This window comes from Atopococcus tabaci DSM 17538, assembly GCF_000429585.1.
GTDB classification, from domain to species: domain Bacteria; phylum Bacillota; class Bacilli; order Lactobacillales; family Carnobacteriaceae_A; genus Atopococcus; species Atopococcus tabaci.
In genome coordinates, this window is record NZ_AUCD01000021.1 from 1 (window position 1) to 23,605 (window position 23,605).

General features: G+C 48.5%; 31 protein-coding genes and 1 pseudogene. 5 read left to right on the forward strand and 27 right to left on the reverse strand.

Annotated elements, in window-relative coordinates; genetic code table 11:
- Both G470_RS14680 and G470_RS13805 read right to left on the reverse strand, forming a co-directional pair.
- A pseudogene (locus G470_RS14680) lies at window positions 1–191 on the reverse strand (ISLre2-like element ISAot1 family transposase); the annotation flags it as partial.
- 382 nt (window positions 192–573) lie between these two features.
- Entirely contained in the window at window positions 574–984 is a 411-nt protein-coding gene (locus G470_RS13805; protein ID WP_169720323.1) for a hypothetical protein, read from the reverse strand.
- Window positions 985–1,014: 30 nt separating this feature from the next.
- On the opposite strand from G470_RS13805, the gene G470_RS14990 reads away from it, so the two are divergent.
- Window positions 1,015–1,137, forward strand: coding sequence for a hypothetical protein (locus G470_RS14990; RefSeq protein ID WP_276202777.1), 123 nt, complete (start codon window positions 1,015–1,017; stop codon window positions 1,135–1,137).
- Between the two features lie 76 nt (window positions 1,138–1,213).
- Here the strand turns inward: G470_RS14990 and G470_RS13810 are convergent, their stop codons facing one another.
- Window positions 1,214–1,420: a hypothetical protein gene (locus G470_RS13810; protein ID WP_028273837.1), complete on the reverse strand. Its 207-nt coding sequence runs from the start codon at window positions 1,418–1,420 to the stop codon at window positions 1,214–1,216.
- 318 nt (window positions 1,421–1,738) lie between these two features.
- Here G470_RS13810 and G470_RS0104780 point away from each other — a divergent pair, with 318 nt between their 5' ends.
- Window positions 1,739–1,981, forward strand: coding sequence for a hypothetical protein (locus G470_RS0104780; protein ID WP_028273838.1), 243 nt, complete (start codon window positions 1,739–1,741; stop codon window positions 1,979–1,981).
- Between the two features lie 69 nt (window positions 1,982–2,050).
- Here the strand turns inward: G470_RS0104780 and G470_RS0104785 are convergent, their stop codons facing one another.
- A complete protein-coding gene (locus tag G470_RS0104785) occupies window positions 2,051–3,079 on the reverse strand; it encodes a LacI family DNA-binding transcriptional regulator (RefSeq protein WP_028273839.1) in 1,029 nt (342 codons plus the stop codon).
- 227 nt (window positions 3,080–3,306) lie between these two features.
- Window positions 3,307–4,251: a Rossmann-fold NAD(P)-binding domain-containing protein gene (locus tag G470_RS0104790; protein WP_028273840.1), complete on the reverse strand. Its 945-nt coding sequence runs from the start codon at window positions 4,249–4,251 to the stop codon at window positions 3,307–3,309.
- A 253-nt stretch (window positions 4,252–4,504) separates the two neighbouring features.
- On the opposite strand from G470_RS0104790, the gene G470_RS0104795 reads away from it, so the two are divergent.
- From G470_RS0104795 to G470_RS0104805, 3 genes are all read left to right on the forward strand, one after another.
- Window positions 4,505–4,945, forward strand: coding sequence for a YaiI/YqxD family protein (locus G470_RS0104795; protein ID WP_028273841.1), 441 nt, complete (start codon window positions 4,505–4,507; stop codon window positions 4,943–4,945).
- Between the two features lie 98 nt (window positions 4,946–5,043).
- On the forward strand, window positions 5,044–5,172 hold the full coding sequence (locus G470_RS14995; RefSeq protein WP_276202778.1) for a hypothetical protein: 129 nt from the start codon (window positions 5,044–5,046) through the stop codon (window positions 5,170–5,172).
- 34 nt (window positions 5,173–5,206) lie between these two features.
- Complete coding sequence (locus G470_RS0104805) at window positions 5,207–5,866, forward strand: hypothetical protein (protein WP_276202779.1); 660 nt, start codon at window positions 5,207–5,209, stop codon at window positions 5,864–5,866.
- A 53-nt stretch (window positions 5,867–5,919) separates the two neighbouring features.
- On the opposite strand, the gene ftsE is transcribed toward G470_RS0104805, so the two are convergent.
- The 22 genes from ftsE to fliG all read right to left on the reverse strand — a co-directional run bounded on the left by ftsE (window position 5,920) and on the right by fliG (window position 23,601).
- Entirely contained in the window at window positions 5,920–6,636 is a 717-nt protein-coding gene (gene ftsE, locus G470_RS0104810; protein WP_028273843.1) for a cell division ATP-binding protein FtsE, read from the reverse strand.
- A gap of 23 nt (window positions 6,637–6,659) precedes the next feature.
- Window positions 6,660–7,421, reverse strand: a complete 762-nt coding sequence (locus G470_RS0104815; protein WP_028273844.1) for a flagellar hook-basal body protein — start codon at window positions 7,419–7,421, stop codon at window positions 6,660–6,662.
- 11 nt (window positions 7,422–7,432) lie between these two features.
- Window positions 7,433–8,176 carry a flagellar hook-basal body protein gene (locus G470_RS0104820; RefSeq protein ID WP_028273845.1) on the reverse strand — a complete coding sequence of 248 codons (744 nt, stop codon included), beginning with the start codon at window positions 8,174–8,176 and terminating at the stop codon, window positions 7,433–7,435.
- On the reverse strand, window positions 8,173–8,898 hold the full coding sequence (locus G470_RS0104825; protein ID WP_028273846.1) for a sigma-70 family RNA polymerase sigma factor: 726 nt from the start codon (window positions 8,896–8,898) through the stop codon (window positions 8,173–8,175). Before G470_RS0104825 ends, G470_RS0104820 begins: the two co-directional genes overlap by 4 nt.
- Before the next feature lie 32 nt (window positions 8,899–8,930).
- Window positions 8,931–11,012: a flagellar biosynthesis protein FlhA gene (gene flhA, locus G470_RS0104830; RefSeq protein WP_051258430.1), complete on the reverse strand. Its 2,082-nt coding sequence runs from the start codon at window positions 11,010–11,012 to the stop codon at window positions 8,931–8,933.
- Between the two features lie 31 nt (window positions 11,013–11,043).
- The gene (gene flhB, locus G470_RS0104835) at window positions 11,044–12,111 is read right to left on the reverse strand and encodes a flagellar biosynthesis protein FlhB (protein ID WP_028273848.1); all 1,068 of its coding nucleotides are present in this window, start codon (window positions 12,109–12,111) and stop codon (window positions 11,044–11,046) included.
- Window positions 12,112–12,293: 182 nt separating this feature from the next.
- Window positions 12,294–13,055 carry a flagellar biosynthetic protein FliR gene (gene fliR, locus G470_RS0104840; RefSeq protein WP_028273849.1) on the reverse strand — a complete coding sequence of 254 codons (762 nt, stop codon included), beginning with the start codon at window positions 13,053–13,055 and terminating at the stop codon, window positions 12,294–12,296.
- A gap of 12 nt (window positions 13,056–13,067) precedes the next feature.
- Window positions 13,068–13,331 (reverse strand): flagellar biosynthesis protein FliQ, encoded by a 264-nt coding sequence (fliQ, locus tag G470_RS0104845; RefSeq protein WP_028273850.1) that lies wholly within the window; start codon window positions 13,329–13,331, stop codon window positions 13,068–13,070.
- A 94-nt stretch (window positions 13,332–13,425) separates the two neighbouring features.
- A complete protein-coding gene (fliP, locus tag G470_RS12745) occupies window positions 13,426–14,094 on the reverse strand; it encodes a flagellar type III secretion system pore protein FliP (protein ID WP_051258431.1) in 669 nt (222 codons plus the stop codon).
- A gap of 42 nt (window positions 14,095–14,136) precedes the next feature.
- The gene (locus G470_RS12750; protein ID WP_051258432.1) at window positions 14,137–14,514 is read right to left on the reverse strand and encodes a flagellar biosynthetic protein FliO; all 378 of its coding nucleotides are present in this window, start codon (window positions 14,512–14,514) and stop codon (window positions 14,137–14,139) included.
- 16 nt (window positions 14,515–14,530) lie between these two features.
- The gene (locus G470_RS0104860; protein ID WP_028273851.1) at window positions 14,531–14,995 is read right to left on the reverse strand and encodes a flagellar basal body-associated FliL family protein; all 465 of its coding nucleotides are present in this window, start codon (window positions 14,993–14,995) and stop codon (window positions 14,531–14,533) included.
- Window positions 14,992–15,747, reverse strand: coding sequence for an OmpA family protein (locus G470_RS0104865; protein WP_028273852.1), 756 nt, complete (start codon window positions 15,745–15,747; stop codon window positions 14,992–14,994). The genes G470_RS0104860 and G470_RS0104865 overlap by 4 nt, the downstream gene beginning before the upstream one ends.
- 3 nt (window positions 15,748–15,750) lie before the next feature.
- Window positions 15,751–16,563, reverse strand: coding sequence for a motility protein A (locus G470_RS0104870; protein ID WP_028273853.1), 813 nt, complete (start codon window positions 16,561–16,563; stop codon window positions 15,751–15,753).
- Window positions 16,560–16,760, reverse strand: a complete 201-nt coding sequence (locus G470_RS0104875) for a flagellar FlbD family protein (protein WP_028273854.1) — start codon at window positions 16,758–16,760, stop codon at window positions 16,560–16,562. Before G470_RS0104875 ends, G470_RS0104870 begins: the two co-directional genes overlap by 4 nt.
- 38 nt (window positions 16,761–16,798) lie before the next feature.
- Window positions 16,799–17,671, reverse strand: a complete 873-nt coding sequence (locus G470_RS0104880; protein WP_028273855.1) for a flagellar hook-basal body complex protein — start codon at window positions 17,669–17,671, stop codon at window positions 16,799–16,801.
- 77 nt (window positions 17,672–17,748) lie between these two features.
- Entirely contained in the window at window positions 17,749–18,132 is a 384-nt protein-coding gene (locus G470_RS0104885; protein ID WP_028273856.1) for a hypothetical protein, read from the reverse strand.
- The gene (locus G470_RS0104890) at window positions 18,129–18,557 is read right to left on the reverse strand and encodes an FLgD tudor-like domain-containing protein (protein ID WP_051258433.1); all 429 of its coding nucleotides are present in this window, start codon (window positions 18,555–18,557) and stop codon (window positions 18,129–18,131) included. Before G470_RS0104890 ends, G470_RS0104885 begins: the two co-directional genes overlap by 4 nt.
- Window positions 18,558–18,569: 12 nt before the next feature.
- Window positions 18,570–19,892, reverse strand: a complete 1,323-nt coding sequence (locus G470_RS0104895; RefSeq protein WP_156907946.1) for a flagellar hook-length control protein FliK — start codon at window positions 19,890–19,892, stop codon at window positions 18,570–18,572.
- Window positions 19,893–20,058: 166 nt separating this feature from the next.
- On the reverse strand, window positions 20,059–20,496 hold the full coding sequence (fliJ, locus tag G470_RS0104900; RefSeq protein ID WP_028273859.1) for a flagellar export protein FliJ: 438 nt from the start codon (window positions 20,494–20,496) through the stop codon (window positions 20,059–20,061).
- A gap of 10 nt (window positions 20,497–20,506) precedes the next feature.
- A complete protein-coding gene (fliI, locus tag G470_RS0104905; protein WP_028273860.1) occupies window positions 20,507–21,832 on the reverse strand; it encodes a flagellar protein export ATPase FliI in 1,326 nt (441 codons plus the stop codon).
- Window positions 21,825–22,613, reverse strand: coding sequence for a FliH/SctL family protein (locus tag G470_RS0104910; protein WP_028273861.1), 789 nt, complete (start codon window positions 22,611–22,613; stop codon window positions 21,825–21,827). The genes fliI and G470_RS0104910 overlap by 8 nt, the downstream gene beginning before the upstream one ends.
- Window positions 22,597–23,601 (reverse strand): flagellar motor switch protein FliG, encoded by a 1,005-nt coding sequence (fliG, locus tag G470_RS0104915; RefSeq protein WP_028273862.1) that lies wholly within the window; start codon window positions 23,599–23,601, stop codon window positions 22,597–22,599. The genes G470_RS0104910 and fliG overlap by 17 nt, the downstream gene beginning before the upstream one ends.
- Window positions 23,602–23,605 lie beyond the last annotated feature (4 nt).

Sequence of the window (23,605 nt, forward strand, 5' to 3'; positions counted from 1 at the left end):
TGTTCTATTCTATCTATTTTCCAGCCCTCTTGCTTATAGTGGTAATACAGTTCCTTGTCCATTCGTTCTATTGCGTATTTCATTATCCATTCATTCCATCCTTGAAACCATAGGTTTAAATGGCTTTCTATATCAAGTAGGGTATCTTCTTCCTTCCACAATGCAATGATTTGTGCTATTATATTGTTCATAACGAGACCTCTTTCTATTTGTGTGGTAACTTTTAGAATAAAGGTCTCGTTTCTTTTTGTCCAATAAACAATAGATGACTTACCGAGAACTATTTTACACTAACGAACGAGGACAGAAACAGCAGCCGTTGAATTAAATCCCAGCCTCTCCTCCACATAAAAAAACCTTTTCATTCCCTTGTTATCGCCAGTTTTTCTCACCTCTTGCTCCCACTTTTCGAATAAACAAAATTGTTCCTTTTATTCGGTGTTGCCTGCTTGTATTGCCACTTCCTGTAATCCTTCATTAGGATTTTAAGATAAAAACAAGAATAATTATACAGCGCTTTCAAATCAAAAAGCTCTACAGATTTCCTCGGTCTGCAGAGCTTTCTGGTTTACTTTAGTCAGCAGAGTGTTCTTCTTTGATTTCCAAATCCATTTGTTCGCCGTAACCTGTCCAGTACACTTCTTCATTGTTGATATAGAGTTTGTTTCCATCGACATGAACTGTGCGCACGCCGATGTCTTCTTCGTACTCATCGATCAACTGTTCGCCCTGTTCGCCGTTTCGACTGCTGAATCGGAACGTGTACAGGTAAGCATCCAACGGTTTCCACAGATGAACATTCTCTATGGCGAGGGCGCCTTTTTTGCCTTCCACGGCGGCAACCCGTGTTCCTTCTTCGTCAAACACTTCCACATGTACCTCACAGCTGCCGATTGTCTGCACATCGTATGCAACTTGCGCGTCTTTGCCTGCAATGCGGTGATTGACCGTGAAGTCCACGATACTTTCTGTTGGTGTCGCCACCAGCCAAACCGACCGCTGCAAACGGCATAATTGAAGAAGTCGAAGAACGGCTTCACCATCTTCCGTCCATTTTTCTTCGTCACCGTTTTCCCGACCGACAGAGTGGTCGCGCTCAACTCATTGTTCAAGCGGACCACCACTTTGTTGGTTTGATTGGGCAGTAAGACATCATTGATGGGTGCATTGAACGGCAAGAACCCGCCGCGGTGAAACGCGACTTCCTTTCCGTTCACATAAACGTCGCTTCATGGGTCGCGACACCGAACCGCAAGTCCAAGTCTTTGTCGGTCCATTCTCCCGGCACAAAAAAGTCGGTTTCATACCAAAAGTCCCCCGCATATTCCCGGCTGTCTTTGTCGGTAAACAAATCATTGAAACTGGACGGAACAGGAACTGTGAGCGGTTCCGGAAGTCCTCGGTTCCATCCTTCCAACACGCCTTTTTCTTCTGGATCAAATTAAAATTTCCACATGCCGTCCAGCAGTGACACCTGTCTGGTCAATGTGGCTTTTGGGTACAATAATTCATTCGCCATCTGATTTATCCTTTGCTTTACGCTGTCGAACAACTCTTTCAATAAGCGCTTTCTTTTTTGTGACTATACTGCCTTTCTTCCTTACTTTTATTGTACAGACAGTCAATCAGAACGACATCCACTTTTTTGCGAGAATATGTGCGATTTTTGCAAAAAAAAAACACTTAATACTCGATTCATGCTATTATTTTATTAAGCAATCCAAAAAGGAAGGTTGCTATGAAACGCGATCGGACTCCCTTGTATCCTCACGGAACGAGTAAAGACTTAAATGACGAGAGAATCAAATTCCGATATGAACTGGAACAAAGAGTGATGGATGCCATCGCCCATGGAAATTACACACTGATCCGCGAAACGGTCGAACAGGACACTTCCAGTTTCCCCTTCAACCCAACCGTACGCCGGATTCCCGACAACGAATTACGTGACCGGGGAAGCGCCAAAAGAGTATATGAGTAATCTTCATTAAAAAACCTTGCGGAAAAGACTGTGTGTCTTCTCTGCAAGGTTTTTGGTTTGGCGATTGGTTTACAGCTGGTTGTTTTTCCGCATCGTCGATCCGCGGACAATCAACTCGCCGGGCAGCTCGACGTAATTTCTGGAAGTTCTGCCTTTTTCTTCCAGGACACGTTTCACGGTCAAGCGGCAGGCTTCCTGCCCGATGCTGTAAGAGTCTTGCCGGATTGTGGTGATTCCGTCTCTTATCAAGGAGGCCCATGCCAAATCATCGAATCCGCAGATGCCGATTTCGTCGTAATCTGCGATGGACAATTCTTTCATCCCTTTCAACACTTCCAGCAGCACCAATCCGTTGGCTGCAAAGAGGGCTTTGGGACCTTCTCTTTGTTCAAAATCTTCCAGTTGGCCTTGGAGAGTCTTCAAATTATGGATGTCCACCACATATGTTTCTCCGTCCATTCCCAATGCGTCCAGTTTATCTTCAAACGCTTGGTGACGTTTCTGGCGCTGGGAATTATTGGCCATCTCTTCAGTGAAGTATCCGACAAACGCATACCCTTGGCTGTGGAGATGATCCATCGCTTCCGATGCCAGCTCGTAACCGTTGGAGGTAACCAGATCCAACTCGTCTTTTTCAATGGCACGGTCCAACAAAATCACCGGCAGACCCGATCGGTGGAGGTTCAACAAGTATTCATCATTGTTGCCGACGGTATTCACCACCAGCGCATCGACCCCGTTGTCCACAAACCGCTGGATGTGCTCCTGTTCGTTTCGCGGTGTGTTGTCCGAAACGGCGATCATCATGGAAAACCCCATTTTATCGGCTTGATCACTCAAACCTTTGATGATCATGTTGGAAAACGGGTTTTCGATATCTGCGATGACCGCCCCGATCAAGAAGCTTCTTTTGGACTTCAATGAGCGGGCGATATTGCTTGGACGGTAATTTAACTCCTCCACCACCTCTTCGATCCGTTTTTTTGTTTCTTCCGACATGTATTCATATTTGGCATTTAAAAAGCGGGAGACTGTTGTTTCACTGACCTCCGCTGCTTTTGCTATATCTTTAATGGTGATTTTCTTTTTCTCATGCATATTCTTCCGCCTCTTTTTCTCACGTTTTTCTCAAAACATGTAAACCGATTTCGGGTACCGTTTCCTGAAAACGATTGCTCCCTTAATATGTTACTGTTTGCTCAAGTGAAAGTCAAGGTGAATCAAGGTTTTCTCTGCGCTTTCTATTATCTTTACTAATACCCGCGCTAATACTGTTATATACAGACAACCCAGCCGAAAGGAGTCGGCAGGGTTGGGAATTTTCATTAAGTCAATGTTTGGGCCGCATCGTAGAATTCCTGCATGTCCCGGCTGTACACCCATTTGCTGAACGATTCGGAAATCGCCCGGCTGGATTCACGGTACAAATAAGACGGCGAGTTGTTCACGCAGTAGTAGTAGACTCCGTGTTTCTTGTACAATGGTTTTTCGTACGTGGTATAGTCGACGCCTTCGAACGCATATCCGGCATCCGCCGCCGCGTCGATGACCAACGCGCCCGGTTTCAACTGCTGCTGTTCGTCCTCAGACAATATGTGTTTGCTCTTGTCATCCATCTCAATCCCGCTGATGATGATGTCGTAATCCGAGAGAGTTTCTTTGAATTCGTTCATCGTTTTGCGGTAAAATAACCGGATGTCCTGCCCGCCCAGCTTGGAGACCGCTGTAAAAGCCCCCTGGGACACATTTCCGGCTGCCAAAATGGCGATTTTCGTATCGGTATGCGGCAGCTGGCCGTAGCTGGTGATGGCGTGGACCGCAGAGGCAAATCCGGCGACAAAACTATTTTTCACCACAAAGTTTCTTGGAATGGAGTCAATGAGTGCCTTCTTCCCGTTCAAATGGATGGAGGGCTTGATGTTGTCCAAGTCGACAATGATCAACTCTTTCGGGAAGCCCTGCGCCTCCATAAATTTTTTGCCGCTTTCTTCCGGGTGGGTCCACCCCACAATCATCTGGCCGTCTCGGATGTGTGGATAGTCATGCGGTTGAATCAGTTTCAGGGAGAAAATCGCATTGCATTCCGCGAAAATTTCTTCCCTGTCCGCCAGACGGCACCCTTTTTCTGCGTAAGCTTCATCAGGGATGTCCATCATCTCTCCGAATCCCCGCTCCACCACTAAGTTTTCTCCAAAATTCGTGATGTGTTCCGGCAGCAGGGCCACTCGTTTTTCGTTTGGATAAGTCGATCGTATCATTCCTAACTTCATCTCAACCATCCTTCCTTCGTTGCGTATCTTCTTCCTGCGTACGGCATATTTATTCAACCGTATACACCACAAGGACAGCGCTGTCATTTCATCATTGAAACGTTCCTTGTTTGAACGCAAAAAAATTCTACCATAGCTATTCTCTCATTATTATGCACGAATCGCAACTCTCACCTCCTGTCGTTCCTGATTTGGATCGCGATTTTTCTGAAATCCATGTATAGTAAAGAAAAAAAGAAAGTAGGGATGATTGTTGCGTGTTTATGTGGATGCAGATGCCAGTCCGGTGAAAGAGATTGTGTTGGAAGAAACAGAAAATTCGGGAGTCCCGGTGACGTTCGTCTCCAGCTTCTCCCATTATTCGTTGGAAGAACTCCCCCCTCACGCGGAACGAATATATGTGGACTCGGGTGCGGATTCCGCTGATTTTCGGATTGTGCAGCTGGTGAAAAAAGGGGACATCGTCGTGACACAAGATTACGGCTTGGCCTCATTGGCGCTCAACAAAGGGTGCATCGTTCTGCATCACAAAGGACAGCGGTATACACTTGAAAACATCGACCGACTTTTGGAGTCACGTTACCGTAGCGCCATGGCCCGCAAAAGCGGACAGCGGACAAAAGGACCCAAAGCCATGACCCAGGAAGACCGGGATCACTTCCGTGAAGCTTTTCGTGCCGTATTGACCGGCTGATTTGCCGACCCGTCAAAATTCAAATCCTTTGTATGATTTGATAAAATACTTTTCGTGAGTACCAAATAGAGTTTCTTATGAGGAGGATTTCAACAGACGTGGACAATTTATTAAATTTCTTGTCCCAAATCGGCAACTTCGCTTTGCCGATTTTTGTTTTGTTCACCATGTTCAACGTCGGACTGGTACAAAACGTCAAAGATATCACCAATCACTTAAAGAAGTAGCCATTTCATCTTCGTGTGACACTCGCCAACTTCATTGGCGGCCGGATTGATGATTTTCAGCATGTGTGCGGGCGCACCTTTTTTGATCAAACTGACCAAATTTTCGGACAATGCCGTGGCGTTGGGAGCCAGTTTGATGATGGTTCTGATTCTTGTCAGCTGCGTATACTTTCCAATTGTATTGCCCCTGATTCTACCGGATGTATCTGTCAGTGCCTGGGAACTCTTCATTAACTTGACCCGTCAATTGATCCTTCCGATTATTTTAGGGTTGATTGTAGATGCCGTCGCTTCCAACTTTTCCGATACCATCCAGCCTTGGGTGGAAAAAATTGGGAACATTGCGTTGTGGGTGGTCATCGTAGGTACTTTGGTGGGCAATATTCAAAGACTCATCCAAATTTCAGGAAATGGGTCCATATTGGCCGGCGTTCTCTTTGTCATCGTTGTCACCATTTTCGGGTATTTCTTGGCCGGAAAAAACGACCAGGATCACCTGCAAGAGGTAGGGGCGCTTGGTACTGGGCAAAGGAACACCGCTGCCAGCATGCTCATTGCGGCAAACAACTTCCCGGACAATCCCGATATTTTCTTGATCATCACCGTCGTCAATATGTTGGGCATGCTTCTTCATCTGTGGCTGTCCAGATTGATGAACAGAAACGTGATCAGCGATTTAACAGATCGTGGATAAACGAAAAGAAACCGAGATGCACTCCCTACGAGCGGTCTCGGTTTCTTTTGCATTTAAACGACAAAGTATTCGCCCATTTTTGCGCTGTACAACAGGGAAATGTGATTTTGTGTCCGGTCGCGTTTCAATTCTCCGTTAACCAATTCGATGACGCGGAATGGTATCTGCCGGATGATTTTCTGATTATGGGTCGCCATGACCACTGTTGTTCCCCGTTGATTGATGCGGTAAAACAGCCGCATGATTTCCATTGCAGCAGCCGGATCTAAGTTTCCCGTCGGCTCGTCTGCCAGGAGCACTTTAGGCGCATTCACAATGGCACGTGCAATGGCCACCCGTTGCTGTTCCCCACCGGAACATTCGGATGGAAACGCCTCTGCTTTTTCTTCCAACCCCACTACACGCAAAGCCTCCATCACACGTGTGCGGATTTCCGCCGGTTCTGTTTCAATGACTTCCAATGCGTAAGCCACATTTTCAAAAACCGTCCGCGTAGGAAGGAGCTGAAAATCTTGGAACACAACGCCTACTTCTCTTCTCAGTTCATGGATGTCACGGTTTTTCAGCTTGGTAATCACGCGGTTGCCGACTCGAATATGCCCTCTTGTGGCTTTTTCTTCCCGGTACAACAACTTCATGAGGGTGCTTTTGCCTGAACCGCTCATCCCGGTCAAATACACGAATTCCCCGTCTTCAATTTTAAGCGATATGTTCTTCAAAGCGTGCACACCGCCTCGGTACAACTTGGACACATTTTGTAGTTCAATCATCTTTTTCACCTGCTTTTTCAACACTAACGATTAAATTGGTTGATCATTGTCATCAATTCATCCGTACTTTGTGCGACTTTCACGTTCAAGGAGTAAGCCCGCTGCGCAACCATCATACTGGTCATTTCATCTGCCAGATTCACATTCGATGCTTCAATGAATTGTTGCTGGATGCGGCCGCCAGGAGCGATGGGTGCTTCCCCGTCTGCCAGAATATACTTGTTTTCCCCGACCGCCACGAGCTGCTGGTCGTTTTCGGGCAGGTAAACCGGAACGTTCCCCACTTGGACTGTTCCCTCTTCTCCTTGAATGGAGACCGTCCCGTCCTCTGCGACTGCAATCGGACCAACCGGCCACTGTGTCGGCGGAACGATTGTCTGCATCATCAAACGGTCGCCGTTTCCGTTGACAATCTGTCCGAATCCGTTGCGTGTAAACGAGCCATCACGCGTCAACTGGAATTGGCCCGAAGCGTCTTCCACTCCGAAGAATCCCTCTCCGGCAATCGCCAGCTGCAGGTTCCGGCTGCTTCCTGTCAGGCTCCCTTGACGGAAATCGGTGCCGGTGACGTCACTCCGTACACCGGCCGTGATGGCGGACGGCTGGTTGTCCTCATTCAACAATACATCCTGTTCCGTGATTTCGTTGTTCATCAAGGCGCGGAAGCTGGTTGTTTTGGCTTTGTAGCCGTCGGTGTTCACGTTGGCGATGTTATGGGAAATCGCATCGAGGGCGCGTTGTTGGGATGTCATTCCTGTTTTACTGATATTCATCGATACATTCATCGGTCACCCTCCTATACTTTTCCGATTTCGTTGGTGGCTTTTTGCAGCGTCTCATCTGAGGCATGCAATACTTTTTGGTTGGCTTCAAATTCCCTGGAAATCTGCATCATGTCCACCATCACGTCGACCATTTCGACGTTTGATGTTTCCAAATAGCCTTGTTGGATGGTGGCCAGACCGGCATTTTCTTGCCCGCCTTCCCCGGTGAAATACCCGTTCCCGACCGCGGTCAATCCGTCGGTGTTTTCCCCGAAAGACGTCACCACGATTCTTGCAGCGGTGCCGTCAATAAAACCAAACTCATCAACGGTGGTGGCTGCAGAAAATGGCCCCGCCGGCTGGGTCGTCATGACCGGATAGCCTTCTTGGGTGACCAACTGGCCGGCACCGTCCACCGTGAAACGGCCGTTTTGTGTGTACAATGTCTCTCCGTTCGGCCCCTGCACCGCGAAGAAGCCGTCGCCTTGGACAGCCAAATCGGTGGCCAAGCCGGTCTGCTGGAGTGCGCCGTCTTGGAAATTCGTGACGGCTTCGTCGATTTCATTTCCGAAAACAAATCCGCCCAATTCCTGGCGGCGGTCCACTTCCGGTCCGTCCGTATGCGTAAACAAATCGGAAGGCGCCATTGTCCGCTGCATCAACTCCTGGAATTTGTATCCCGGAGTGGTGGCATTGGCTGCGTTGGCACTTAAGTTTTTCTGTTTTTCCTGCAATACGTTAAAGTTTCTGCTGAGTACATCTATGCTTCTGATCACCGTACGGCCTCCCGATTTTCTTTTTGAAGGAATTCCCTCAATTTCAGTACTATTTTTCCGTGAATCTGCGACACCCGCGGAATCGATATGTCGTATATGTACGCAATTTCCTTGAGCGGCAGTTCTTCCACATAATACAACTGCAGAATGGTCTGTTCTCTTTCGGTCAATTGCTTGATGCCCTCTATCAAAAGAGCCTGCTGTTCTTTTTTCAAAAACATCTCTTCCACCCCGACGGCCTCCTTGTCTTCCAAGTACTCCATTCGGGTGGACGTGCCTGCTTCTTCATCAAACAACATTTCATCCAACGAAACATTTGCCAACATGTGGACCGTTTCATGGATGCCTTTCAGCTGTTTCTCATCGATTCCCAGCTCCGCACAAATTTCTTCTTCTGTCGGGGTCCGCATCCATTCGTTTTCCAACTTTTCTTTCGCTTTGTAATAGCTGTTCAGTTTATTCAAACGGGAACGCGGCACCCGGGAAGTCTTCCGCACTTCATCGATGATGGCGCCTTTGATTCGGATGTAGGCATAATGTTCAAACGGAATTTGTTTGGAGTCGTCATACTTTTCCAATGCATCCATCAAACCGAGAACGCCCATGCTGATCAAGTCGTCTTTTTCATAGTCCGAGCTTTTTACTTTCACTTTCTTGGCCGCCCGTTCCACTAAAGGGAGGTACTTCAAAACCTTTTGATTGGATTCAGATTCATTGAGCACGAACTCACCTTCTTTCCTTTATCCTTAATGCCTTACTGGTTTCCAATTTCAATCATGCCGCCTGTTTCCAAGCTGACTTCGTTGGGCACTTCATTCAAAGAAAGTACCGCCAAGTCAGGGAAATTGAAGGAAATCAGGTTTTTCATCGCCGGCCGGATTTTTGGAGAAGTCAATAAGACATGCGGCAGGCCGTGTGCGAGCAATTGGTTGTGCTGCTGGTTGATGCTGTCAAAAATGGAGGTGATCACTTGCGGCTGCAACACTGGAATCGAACCGGCAGAAGATTTTTGAATGCTCTGGCTGATGTGTTCCTCTGTGTCCGGGTGTACCGTCATCACTGTCAAGGTGTTGTTTTCATCCAGATGCGGTTTGACCACGGTCCGTTTCAACGCCTGGCGGACATATTCGGTCAATGTTTCGGTGTCTTTGGTGCTGTTTCCATAGTCGGCCAGCGTCTCCAAGATCGTCACCAAGTCGTTGATCGGCACATCTTCCCGCAACAAGTTTTGCAGCACTTTTTGCACTTCTCCCAGACACAGAACATCCGGAATCAGTTCGTCGATCACCACGTTGTATTGGTCTTTGATGCCTTCCAGAAGCTGTTTGACTTCTTGTCTTCCCAGCAATTCGTATGCGTTTTTGCGGATCATTTCTTTCAAGTGGGTCACCAGAACAGTCAGCGGATCGACGACGGTATAGCCGTACAGTTCTGCTTTCTCACGTTCGCTGTCGACAATCCAAAGGGCATCCAAACCGAATGCCGGCTCTTTTGCCGGGATACCTTGAATTTCAAACTCGCCGCCTGGTTCCACCACCATAAACTTATCGACATACAATTCGCCGTTTGCGATTTCGTTGCCTTTGATTTTGATGGAATAAGCATTTGGCGACAGCTGCAGGTTGTCACGGATACGGATTGGCGAAAGCACGATGCCCATCTCCTGTGAACATTGTCTGCGGACCGTTGCGATATGGCTGGTCAAGTTCGAATCTTTGCTTTCATCTGCCAACGGAATCAACCCGTACCCAATTTCGATGGCAATCGGGTCAACTTGGAAAGCGGAGACCGGTTCTTCCACCGGTTCTTTTTTGACCATCTCAGCGGCGGCCCGCGCTTCTTTCTTGGCTGTTTCTTCTGCGGCTTCTTTTTCGTTTTGCATCAATAAGTACGCGGCCACGCCCATGATGAGCCCAATCAACAAAAATGGTACGGTTGGAAAACCCGGAACCACAGTGAAAACACCCATGACGGCTGCCACGATAAACAGGACTTGCGGGGTGCCAAACAATTCGCCGCCGAGCGTTTCCCCGAATCCTTTCGCATTGGCGGTCCGAGTCACCAGGATACCGGACGCCACCGAAATCATCAGAGACGGCACCTGGCTGACCAGCCCGTCCCCAATGGTCAACTGGCCAAAGTGCGCGATGGCTTCCATGACCGTGTAGTTTCCTTGCATCGAGTGAATGAGGATGCCGCCGATCAAGTTGATGATGGTGATGATGATGCCGGCGATGGCGTCTCCTTTGACGAACTTACTCGCCCCGTCCATTGCCCCATAGAAGTTGGCTTCCAATTGCAGGTCGTTCCGGCGTTTTTTCGCCACGTCTTCGGTGATTAATCCGGCGTTCAAGTCGGCGTCAATCGCCATCTGTTTCCCCGGCATCGCATCCAGCGTAAACCGTGCGGAAACTTCCGACACCCGGCTGGACCCGCTTGTGATGACGACCATCTGAATGATGGTGATAATCAAGAAGATGACAGCCCCTACGATGTAGTTGTTTCCAGTCACGAAGGTGGCGAACGTGTCAATGACTTCACCGGCGTACCCCTCGCTCAAAATGAGACGGGTGGAAGAGATGTTCAGCGCCAGACGAATCATTGTCGTCACCAAAAGCATGGTTGGGAAAGAGGAGAACTCCAGCACCGAATGGGTGAATAACGTCAGTACAAGAATCGTCACCGAGATGGCGATATTCATGACCAGCAATATATCCAGCAGGAATGCCGGCAGTGGGATGACAATCATCCCGATGATGGCCACCACAAAGAATGCTACAAGGATATTTAAGTAGCCGTTTAGTTTATTCATACGTTGGTTGAGTGCATTCGTCATGCTGTTGTCTCCTCTTTCTTTGACTCGTTATCTAAATCTTATGTTTTTTGCTTTCTTCCAAGCGGTAAATCAAGGCCAGTATTTCAGCAATGGCCTGATACATAGCAGCTGGAACTGGTTGACCGGGTTCCACTGATTTATACAAACTGCGGGCAACCGGCTTGTTTTCGATGATTGGCACGTCATGCTCTCTGGCCCGCTCTTTGATGAGCTGCGCCATATGGTCGGCACCTTTCACGACCACAGTCGGCACGTCATCTTTGCCTCTTTCGTAGCGGATCGCCACAGCAAAGTGGGTCGGGTTTGTGATGACCACTGCTGCAGATTCCACGTCTTTCATGTTCCCGCTGATCATCTCTTTGTGGCGCTGTTTCCGTTGAGATTTCATCTGCGGATCGCCTTCTGATTCTTTGAATTCTTCTTTGACTTCCTGCTTGGTCATGCTCAAATTCTTCCGGTGTTCATAGCGCTGGTAAGCGTAGTCGGCAACCCCGACCACCAAAAGAAACAAGGCGATTCGCTTCCCGATTTCCTGTGCCAGACCGGCTAAAACAAAGAAAATGCGCTCGGTTCCTAAACTGGACAAATTCAAAATCGGTGTCATGGACTCTTTCAATACAGAATACGTCAAACCGAAAACAATACCGAGTTTCAGCAAATTCTTTAACAAGCCGAAAAAAGCTTTTTTTCCAAACATGTTCTTCGCGTTGCTTACAGGGTTCATTTTGCCGAACGAGGGTTTTAGAGATTTCGCTGTAAACAAAAAGCCCACTTGCACCATATTGCCGATGATGCCGGTGAAAAAAGCGAGTGCCAGCGCAGGACCGGCAAGGACGAAGAAAAACACCAACGCTTTCATGCCGACCGCCGCCATGTCTGCTTCCAAATTTGTCACGGACAGTCCGCTCGATAAGAAGGTTTTGAACAGGACGAATCCATGTTGGAACACGTAACTCATCAGCGCAACCAGCCCCAGGGTGAAAACAGAAAAGGAAATGGCCGAAGACAAGTCCTGACTTTTGGGGACTTCCCCTTTTTTCCGCGCGTCCCTTAAACGCTTGGGACTGGGTTTCTCCGTTTTTCCATCCTTGTCAGACATGACCTCACCCCTTTTTTAGAAAAGCGAGGCAAGTCCGCTTTGACCCCCGCGGAAAATAGGAAATCACGCCCTGAATGAGCATGCTGCGCAATGGGCTGATTTATCTTTTTCCGTGTGGGGTCAGGACTTGAATCGCTAGACATCACTCATTAAATTAAAACTTGATTAACGAACCATTTTTTCTATATCGAAACCAACGACCGCATTAGTTCGTTGATGTACCGGATCATCTCCGGCAGCACGTCGCCGATGTTTTGAATCAACGTCGGCAAAAAGAAGAACAAAAACAACAAACTCACCGTAATTTTAAGCGGCATCCCCAAAATCAACACATTGATTTGAGGCACCGTCCGTGACAGCAGTGCCAACACCACTTCCGACAACAACGACACCAATACCAACGGAAACGCCAAATTCAATGCAATTTCGAATACATAGCCGAACAGATGGATAAACCCTTCCGTCCCGAAGTGGGTGAAGTTGGTTTGCGTGACTGGGACAAACTCATACGACTGCACGAGGGTCCGGATGACTTGGTGGTGCATGTTCGTAAAGAAAAACACGCACATCGAAATCCAGTAGTACACCCGGCCGTAGTTGGAGGCCTGCACTCCCATCATCGGATCATAAACGGAAGCCATGGAAAATCCTACTTGAAAATCCACCAAGTTCCCCGCCATCTCAATTCCGGTAAAGAACAATTGGGCGATAAACCCGATGGCCGCTCCTACCAGCGCTTCCTTCAACAAGAGTAAAATGAACAATCCTGTCGGAAGCACGGATTCCAGTGGCGGCATCGTCGTATAGACTGCCGCTGTGATGCCGAATGAGATGGCAACTTTGACGAACTGCGGCACACCTTTGAATGAAAATCCCGGACAAAGGACAACAAACAGCGAGATACGCATCAAGACAATAAAAAACTGTTGGACGATGGCTTCCATTCTTCTCTTCCTTTACATTCCGGCAATCAATTGAAAGATGTGCTCGGTGAATTCAATCAACGTGTTCATCATGAAGTTTCCAAGCAGCACCAGTGCCCCTAAAATGGCCAGGAGTTTCGGCACAAAACTGAGCGTCTGTTCTTGAATCTGGGTGGTGGCCTGCAGGATACTGATGAGCAGTCCCACCACCAATGCAATAATCAATATCGGTCCGCCGACCTTCAGCATCACCAGAAACGCTTCTTGGAGAACATCCAATACTTCTGCTAGTGTCATCATTCACCTCTCGTTGGATTTTTACCTGTCTGATTCCCTTCACTTGTCCATGAAACCCGTCTTTATGGACAAGTGACAGCTGACCGCCCCGCTTCTACATGAACCCTTTCACCAGAGATTCCACAATCAAATACCATCCATCCACCAAAACAAAGAGCAGCAGCTTGAACGGCAGGGAAACCATCACCGGCGACAGCATGAACATCCCCATCGACATCAAGATACTGGCGATCACGATGTCGATAATCAGGAACGGCACGAATATCAAAAAGCCGATCGTGAAGGCGGTGCGCAGCTCACTGATGGCAAATGCTGGCACCACGGTGGTCAACGGCAAATCAGCCGGCGTCTCCGGCGCTTCTTCTCCCGACAGTTCCACAAACAATTCCACGTCCGAACCTCTCGTCTGATCCAACATGAATTCCTTGATTGGGTCCTCCGCCAGGTCGAACGCTTCTTCCCGCGAGATTTCCCCTTCCAAAAACGGAAGCACCGCTTCTTCTGTGACTTCGGTATAAACCGGGCGCATGATGAACAACGTCAAAAACAGCGCCAAGCCGGTCAACACCAAGTTCGGCGGCGACTGCTGGGTTCCGAGGGCGTTCCGGGTAAACGACAAGACCACGACGGTCCGGGTAAAACTCGTCGTCAGCACCAAAATGGTCGGCACCAACGCGATGATAAAAAACAATATGTATAAATTGACGACTTGGGAGGAATCTCCGTTGTAATTTGCCCATGCATCCATTAATTCAGCCCACATTCCGGAGTCCCTCCTTTTGTCTTCTTTGTTCGTGGTTCATACTCATTTCTCAAACATATCCGCATAGTTTTTGCGGAAATCACTCAATTGCAAACGGGCCGTTGTTGGTTTCTGCTTCGGTTTCTTGGAAGTCACCGAAGTGGATTCCGCAAGCAATTCCCGAGCTTCTTCTGCCGAAAATTCCTTCAATATTTCTGAGCCCGTTTCTGTCAAACTCATCAAGTAATAGCTGCCTGCAATTTCTGCAATGGCCAAGGAAGAGGATTTGCCGACAGGGATTCGTTCCACAATGGCGATCGCTCCCTTTTTGTTGCCGGAAAACGTATGAAGTTTTTTCAACAGCACGTTTGCCAGAAATATGATGAATACGAGTGCTGCGCCGCTTTTGAACAAATACCCTATGTCTACTGCAAATCCCATTTCCACTTTCCTTTCTTTACTGCATCACGATATTGGTGATATAAACCTCGTTCACGAAATCATCGCCCAATGTATCGTTGATTCGGTCTTTCAATGTATTTTTCAACGCCGTCATGCCTTCTGTTTCTTCAAAAATTGAATCGCTTGTCCGTAAGTACATGTTGTGAATGACCGCATCTCTCACTTTAGCCAAATTGGCATTGACAGTCTCTTCGAACTCTTCGCTTGTTCCGGACAAAGTGATTTCCATACGGACATAGTTCATACTCCCTGAGGAAGATTTCATATTTACCAAAAATTCTTCCAATGGAACGGTGATGGCTTCTTTCTCCTCTTCTTTGGCGAAGACAGACTCTCCTCCTGCTTGATCGGCAGATGTGAAATAGTAACCGGCCACTACACCGACCGCCACCAACACAGGGATGAGAATGACCGCCAAGAGAATGTTTTTGTTTACTCCGTTGCTGTTTTCTTTTTTCATTCTGCAGTTCCTTTCTCTTCTTCGTAGACAAGCACAATATTCACTCGTCTATTTTTTGCGCGGTTTTCCGATGAATTGTTCGAAACAATCGGATTGTGTTCTCCGTGTCCTTTAGCAGACAGCCGAGCCGGATCGATGCCCTTTTCTTCTGTCAAGTACCGGACCACCGATACTGCCCGGTTGGTGGACAACTCCCAGTTGCTCGGATATTGTTGCGTGTTGATGGGTACATTGTCAGTATGTCCTTCAACCACAACCGACGTATTCGTCGAAGCAAGCAAGTCCGCTACAACGTCCAGAGTGCCTGTCCCCGAACTGGTGACTTCCGCTTCTCCTGACTGGAATAAGATGGATTCTTGAATCTCCAAGTACACGCCTTTTTCATTGCGGGAAACAGCCAGTTCAGAATCAAGTTCTTGATCTTCTATAAAGTCCATTGTCTGTTCGTACATCTCGTTGACTTCATCTGGAACCCCTTCGTCAGCCGGGACAATGGAGTCATCTGAATCAGCGGACCCTGTTCCATCTCCGCCAACCAACGCACCCCCATCCAGTATGGAACTGCCGTTTGCACCGGAAAACGCCACTTGCATCGATTGGGAAGCTGCTTGGAATTTCTCACCGCTGACACTGGACATCGAAAACAACAAGATAAAAAAGGTCAGGAGTAACGACATCAAGTCGGAAAAGGTCGTCATCCACGTTCCGCCGCCCGAAGCCTCGCTGTTTTGTCTTTTCCTTCTTCTAGCCATTGATCATCCCTCTTGTCTTCCCAGCTCTAGCACACTTGCTTGTTCCTCTTCTTCCAACGCTTTCCGTTCTTCGGTTGTAAGGAAGCTCGTCAGTTTCTGTTGGATAATCCGCGGGTTTTGTCCTTCCTGTAGCGCCAGCACACCTTCAATGATCATTTCACTGGTCGTCACCTCTTCTTCCGTTTGTGCTTTTAAGTTGGTGGCAATCGGCAACAAAACCAGATTGGCCAACATGGTTCCATAGAAAGTCGTCAACAAGGCCGTCGCCATTCCGGTTCCGATGGTGCTTGGATCTTCCAATTCACCCAGCATCACAATCAAGCCGATCAAGGTCCCGATCATTCCGAACGCCGGTGCGTATTCGCCCCATTTGCTGAACAAGCTATGACCGATGGAATGGCGGTTTTCAATTTGTTCCAGTTCCAATTCCAATATCTCTCGGATGCTCTCGCCGTCATTTCCATCCACCACCATCTGCAGCCCGTGCACCAGCACTTCGTTGTCGAACTCATTGATGTCATCTTCAATGGAAAGGATGCCGTTTCTCCGCACTTTTTTGCTCAAGTCAGAAATGGCGGAGATGAGACCGATTCTATCTTGTTTTGGAGACAAGACCAACTGTTTCAACAAGGCCGGTACGTTCTTCAATGCTTTCAACGGGTAGCTGATCAGTACAGCTGCAAATGACCCGAATACTGTGATGATAATAGACGGAACATCGACAAAGGCAGCGAGCGGTCCACTTTGGGATATAGACCAAATGACCAACCCGAAGCCCAGCAGGATACCGAATAAGGGTAAAAAGTTCTTCTTCATGGTTTCACCTCAAAGTTGGTGTATATTTTTTGTTTATAGGCAATCACTTTTTTTGCGATGTCTTCCGGACTTTCTTTCACCACCACTTTTTTCTGATCGACCAGCGTGACAATGGTGTCGTATTGACTGTCCACCCGGTAAATCAAATCAGCGTTTAGGTAAAATGCTTTCCCGGAGATATCATGTAATTGAATCAATGGATTCCCTGCTTTCCTTGTAATATCACGTTCCTAAATTATCTCTTCAAGTTCAGCAATTCTTGCAGCATCTCGTCTGAAGTCGTGATGGAACGGGAATTCGCCTGGTACGCACGGCTGGTGACAATCATTTCGGTAAATTCAGTGGCCAAATCCACGTTGGACATTTCCAAGAATCCGGAACGAATGACGCCATATCCATCGTCTCCAGCTGTACCCAATTGGTACTCGCCTGAGTTGGCTGTTTGGACATACATGTTTCCGCCGGCTTTTTCCAAACCGTCCGGATTCGCAAAGTTTGCCAAAGCGATTTGTCCGATGACGTAGGAGTTGCCATCGCTGTAAGAACCGACAATCAGTCCGGTGTTGTCCACGCTGTAGCTTTGTAAATCAGCTCCGTTTACTGTCTGCTCAATTGTTAATGGAGTGACGGACCCGGTAGGAAGACCTTCAAAAGAACCGTATTCGATTGCCGGGTTGGCTGCGTACCCCATGATCCGCATTCCACTGGCTGTCACTAACTGGTTGTCGCCGTCAGTATAAAAGCCGCCGTCGCGAGTGAATTGAACGTCTGCTTGGTCACCGGAACTGCTGACAACGAAAAAGGAGTTGTCGCCGTTTTGGATTCCGAAGTCCAAGTCCCGTCCGGTCGTCTGCAGTGAACCGGCAGTCATGATGGTGTCCGTGGAACCCACTTGAACCCCCATCCCTACTTGCTGCGGGTTGATTCCGCCGCCATTTGCGGTACCGCCTTGAGCAGATGCATTGATTTGGCTGATCATGTCTTCAAAACGCACACGGCTTGTTTTGAATCCAGTGGTGTTTACGTTGGCGATGTTGTTGGAAATGACGTCCATTTTCGTCTGTTGGCTTTTCATTCCGGTAACGCCTGAGTACAAAGATTTCAACATAATTGTTTCCTCCATTCGATTAGTCCCATATCAGTCAGTCAATGGGAAGGGGCCTCTTTTCAGTCCAGCCCGTTTGGTTATTTATTGATCAAAATTGCGCTGTCGATATTCGTGACTTCACTCATCTCGCTCGTTTTTGAGGCGGTGATGATGGTCCGGTTTTGCACGCTGGCAATCAACGACAAGTCCTCATACATAATGAGCGAGTTGCGGGCGCCTTTTTGGTTCAGCTTGGAAAATGCTTCTTCCAACTGGGACATGTCTGCTTCGTCCAAATGAATGCCGCGCTGTTCCATCCGCTTTTGAGCATGGTGCGACACCTTGATTCCCGGCGCTTCGGTTGTTTGAAGGGCATCGTCGAGAAACGTACTGAATCGGCGGTCAATTTTCGGTTGATGCACGGCTTTTGACGTCTGCGGCACAGGGTGAAAAGAAGGTGCCCCTTCAATCCGGTTGGTCACAGCGATTCACCGACTTCCAAGATGTCATTTAAGCTATAATCTGCGCCGTCCAATTGAATGGTCGCATACCCATTTGAGAAACGGACTTTTTCCACTGTTCCAGATACGATTCCTTGTTCCGCTCCCGCGACGGATACTTGTTTTCCGATGAGGTTGATGGCTTGTTGCTGTTGCGTCATCAGCATGGTGGTATTTAAGGAAGTCGCTACTTCATTCAACTGGTCCATGATGCTGAACTGCGCCATTTGTGTGAGGTAATCTGTCTCTTTTCCGCCTCCGCCGCTGTCGCCTGAAAAGGACGGCATACTGATGGCTGCGGCCATGATTTTCAAAAAGTCTTCTTGCGACAAATCGGAATTGCGTTGTGTTTCGGTCTGTGGCAATTGATCCACGGAACCAATCATGAATTGACGTGGTATCTCCATCTGCTGCTCCTTTCACGCCAGCAAGCTGAGTCTGCCGGCAGGTTGGTTCTCCGAAGGTTCTTCCGCTTCTTGGCTGCCTTCGTTGTACGTATTGCTTTGTTTCTTTTTCTCTCCGTCATTCATCCGGCGCTCTTGTTGGAACTGCCCGCTGAATGAAGCGGCTTGTTCTGACAATTGGGAGACAGTCACTTGAAACTGCTGCACCTGGATCGATTGATCCGCCAGCTTGTTTGTCAAGTGGACGAGCTGTTGTTCCAGCCACTGTTTCGTTTCGGCGTGCTCCACCGTGATGCTGGCCGTTAACCGGTTGTTTTGCATATCAAGTTTGACCTCGACTTCTCCCAAACGTTCCGGCGTCAATAAGATACGCGTGGTCGTTTGGTCCGGTTTCTCCGGCGAGTGGACGTGTTCCACAACGATGTCCCCCAATACAGAGGCGAGTTGTTCTTTCGGCACCTGCTTCACTTCTGCAACTGTGGTTGAAGTAGAAGACGTGCGGCTATCCGTTTCTATACGAGGTATCTGCGGATGAATGACATCTTTCACTTCGGTCGTGAGCGGTTTGTTGATTGGTTCGGTTGCTGCTTCAGGCTTTTCCATCGTCGTTTCTTCAACAGAAACCACTGTGTCCACTTGAGTGGTTTGATACGTCGTATCTGTCTCACTTTGAACAAGTCCCGGCTGTCCGGAAACCACATTCTTTTCTGCATTTTTGACTGGAGCGAATCCTTCTTCTGACGCCGGTTCGCCTTTAGCCGACTGCATCATACTCGCAATTTTGGCGGAAACTTTCTCTTGATCAGCTGCCGCTGCTTCTTGGATTTCTTTAGTCAGTGCAATTTGCTCTGTTTCTGGAGTGGCCACTGTGGCCTTAGCTTCTCCAGTTGGTTGACTGTTCGAGGCTTCAACATCCCCATTTTGCGGCTGGTTCTCTTTTCCAAGAACTGTTTGACCGGATTCTTGTGCTTCACCAGCCGTTGCTTTGTTGCCCTCTAAAGGAAACACCTGACTGAGTTGATTCTCAGTGCTGTTTTCAATTGTTGGGTTTGTAATAGTTGGCTGTGCTTCTGGCATCTTTTCTTCCACCATCGGCATCCGCCAAAAAGCTCCCATTAAATTATGTAGAAATTCTTCCTGTTCCGAAGTGTCTTCCGTCACCGTTTCCCCTTCTTCTGAAGGCTTAGACCCGGTTTGCGTCTCCGTGGACGTTTCGTTTTCCAAAAGCGTTTCAAAAAGTTGAACTTGTTTTTGATCCACCGTCGCGTTCTCGCTCGGCATCTGTTTTGTGACCGGCACGCTGACGTGGGATACTCCATTTGTGTTTATTCTGTTCACCCCCTTTCAAGGCGGCTTGCGTGGAGTGGTTGCTTTTTTTAGGCCCCACTCCTTGCAAGTTGTGTATGTTTGAATGGAGTGAGCGGCTCGTTTGTCCTCCACTCCATTCAAAGCGCGGGGCATCACGTGGAGTGACGCAGTTTTCCGCTCTTCACTCCACGCGAGTCTACTGAAACAGCGCGCGGCCGAAGTTGACAGTCGAAATTTCATCGAGCTGCTTTTGCTCTTCTTTCTTCTCGTTGAGTATGTACTGCGCGCGCTCTTTTTCTTCCAGCTTTTCCATCATTTTCTTCTCTTTATGTGCTTCCAACAGCGCTTGTTTGGCCCGTTCGGTTTCTTTGGCCGCTTTTTCCACGACCAATTTCTGCTGCATAATTTTTTCGTCCAACACTTTTTTGTACAAATCGTGTTGGCGCATCGTATCGATGGGGCCTTCCAGCAGGGTCTTTTGTTTCATCTGGATGTTTTCATTGATCAACCGTTGAAGGTATGCTTCTTGTTGTTGCTGTTTCTTTTGTGTTTCCACGAGGACGCGCTGCGCTTCTTCTTCTTTGTCGGCACGCCAGTCTAAAATCTTTTTCATTGAAAAGGTGTACTTGCTCATGGTTCATCCCCTATCTCACTGCGGAGGCAGAAAATAATGTCTCCAATTGTTGCACGGTATTTTCATAAGGACTTCTGTCTTCCACCCGTTGCCTCAAGAACTGTTTGATCGGCTGGTTAAACCGAATGGCCTGATCCACCAAGGGATTGCTTCCTTTTTGGTAGGCTCCTACGTCGATCAAGTCCTTCGACTCGGAATAGATGGCCATGTTCTCCCGGAGTTTTCCGGCCAGCACATACTGTTTCTCATCCACGATTTCTTTCATCAACCGGCTCAAACTGTTCTGCACATCGATGGCGGGGTAGTGGTTTTCCGCCGCGATTTTCCTGGACAAAATGATGTGTCCGTCCAAAATTCCCCGCACCGTGTCGGCGATCGGTTCGTTCATGTCGTCCCCTTCCACCAAAACGGTGTACAAGGCGGTGATGGAGCCTTTGTCGGACATCCCGCTTCGCTCCAACAGTTTCGGGAGCGTCGTGAAAACAGACGGCGTGTACCCTTTGCTGGTCGGCGGTTCACCGGTGGCCAGGCCAATTTCGCGCTGTGCCATGGCGACACGGGTCACCGAGTCCATCATCAAAACCACTTTTTTCCCTTGGTCCCGGTAATACTCGGCAATCGCTGTCGCGACGTATGCCCCTTTCAACCGCACCAACGGCGGCATATCGGAGGTCGCACACACCACCACGGATTTACGATAGCCTTCGGGTCCCAAATCTTTTTCAATGAACTCTTTGACTTCCCGTCCACGCTCGCCGATGAGTCCGATGACGATGACATCCGCTTCACAATAACGGGCAATCATGCCGAGCAAGGTACTCTTTCCGACCCCACTCCCGGCAAAAATCCCCATCCGCTGCCCTTCTCCCAGAGTGAGCAATCCATCGATGGCCTTCACTCCGGTCGGCAGGATGTCTTCGATTTTTTTCCGTTTGAACGGATCCGGTGATGCACGGTTCACGTCATAAAGCGTGCCGTCTATGATTTCCTCATCCATCAACGGACGTCCCAACCCGTCCAACGTGGTTCCAAGCATGTCTTCGCTGACTTCCACTTTCAACGTCTTCCCGGTCGGACGGACCAAACAGCCCGGACCGATGCCTTCCACCTCGTCTAGCGGCATCAACAGAACCGTTTCTTCCACAAAGCCCACGACTTCGCTCAAAACAGTTTTGCCGTTGGATTTGATTTGGATTTCGCAGACTTCCCCGACAAAGGCGTCGAGTCCTTCCACTTTGATGATGAGTCCGGTGACTTGGCTGACTTTCCCCATCTTGAACGCGAAGTCTTTTTTGTCCAACGCCCGGCGGTACGCTTCAAACGGCAGTTCAAACATCCGCGATTCTCTCCATTTCTTTCAGTTCTTTCAACATCCCGTCCAACTGTTTCTTCACCTGAAGGTCCACCACTGCACGGGAACTTTCAATCATGACACCGTCTGTTTCCAAATCGGCATCCGGCAGCACCATGAACCGCGTGCCCGGAGCGATGGCTTTCACGTCATCCAAGTGGTCCCGCACAAACGCCAACTGATTCGGGTGCACCGTCAATGTGACGTACTCTTCTTCTTTGTCTAGTTGGTACAAATACGGTTTGGCCAATTCCAAGATGCCGTCCCGAGATTCTTCCAATTGGTTATGAATCAGTTTTTCCGCCATTTTCACCGCCAAGTCCAACAGCTCGTCTTTCTTCTCGGATTGATACCGCTGGATTTCTTCATGCGCCTCTTGAAGCAGCTGCTTGGCTTCCAGCTTCATCCGTTCGATGTCTTTTTGCGCCTGTTCCATTCCTTCTGCAAATCCTTTTTGAAGACCTTCTTGGTAGCCTGTCTGCAAACCGGTTTGGTACCCTTCTTCTTGGGCGGCTTCCCGGAGTTGTTCCGCTTCTTTTTGCGCAGCTTCGACCAAGTGTTTGCTTTCGATGGTTGCTTCTTGGAGAATGGCTTCGCTCTCCAACCGGGCTTCCCGGATATGAGCGGGTTGAAGAGACGCGTCGTCCACTTCTTCTTCCGCCGCCATCTGTACTTCTTCCGGCTCTTCAATCAACGTGTCAATAATGGTTGATTTGGTTGTTTTGTAGGCATGGGTAGCCTTGATGATCCTATGAGATGATAGCATCTTGCTCACCTCTTTGGATGTAAATCTCGCCTTGGTCATCCAAACGACGGATGACATTGACTACTTTCTGCTGCGCTTCTTCTACCGCAGACAAACGGGCAGGTCCCATGAATTGCAAATCTTCTCGGAGTGTTTCCACTGCACGTTTCGACAAGTTCTCGAAAATGAATTCCTGTAAGTCTTCCGCCCCCCCTTTAAGCGCAAGCACCAAATCGTCGTGATCCACTTGACGCAAAACTTTCTGCACATCGCCTTTTTGCAGCGTGACGATGTCTTCGAAGGTGAACAAGCTGGCTTTGACTTCTTCCGCCAATTCCGGCTGACGTTCCTCGAGTTCGGATATAATGGACTTTTCTGTACTGCGTCCAATGGAGTTGAGGATTTCCGTCAATGTGTGTACCCCGCCGACGGTCTCGGTGTCGTTGTCGATATAGTTCGAAAACTTGCTTTCGATGACTTTTTCGATTTTCTCGATGACCACCGGGGACGTCCGGGAAATGGTCCCGATACGTTCGGCAATCTCGGTTTGTTTGTCCACCGGGAACTGCGCCAGCACATTGGCCGCTTTATCCGGCTGCATGTAACACAAAATCAATGCAACAGTCTGCGGCTGTTCGTTCAATAACAACGTCGTCAACTGCTGAGTGTCCGCTTTACGGGCGATGTTGAACGGCCGCTCACGCAGCTGGATTTGATTCAACATGTCGATGACTTCTTTTGCCCGCTGCGGTCCCAACGCTTTGTTCAACAAATCTTTGGCATAATCGATCCCGCCGTCCAAAATGTATTCCTGAGCTTGGGACATCTCCATAAATTCCTGAAGGATGCCTTCGCGTTCTTCAGGCTTCACATGGTCGATGTTGGCAATCTCGTAGCTGACTTTTTGGATATAAGAATCCGGCAGCATCTTCATGATTTGAGCCGATGTTTCCGGACCTAACGAAATGAGCAGGATCGCTGCTTTCTTGATTCCATCCACGTCTTCCATCTCT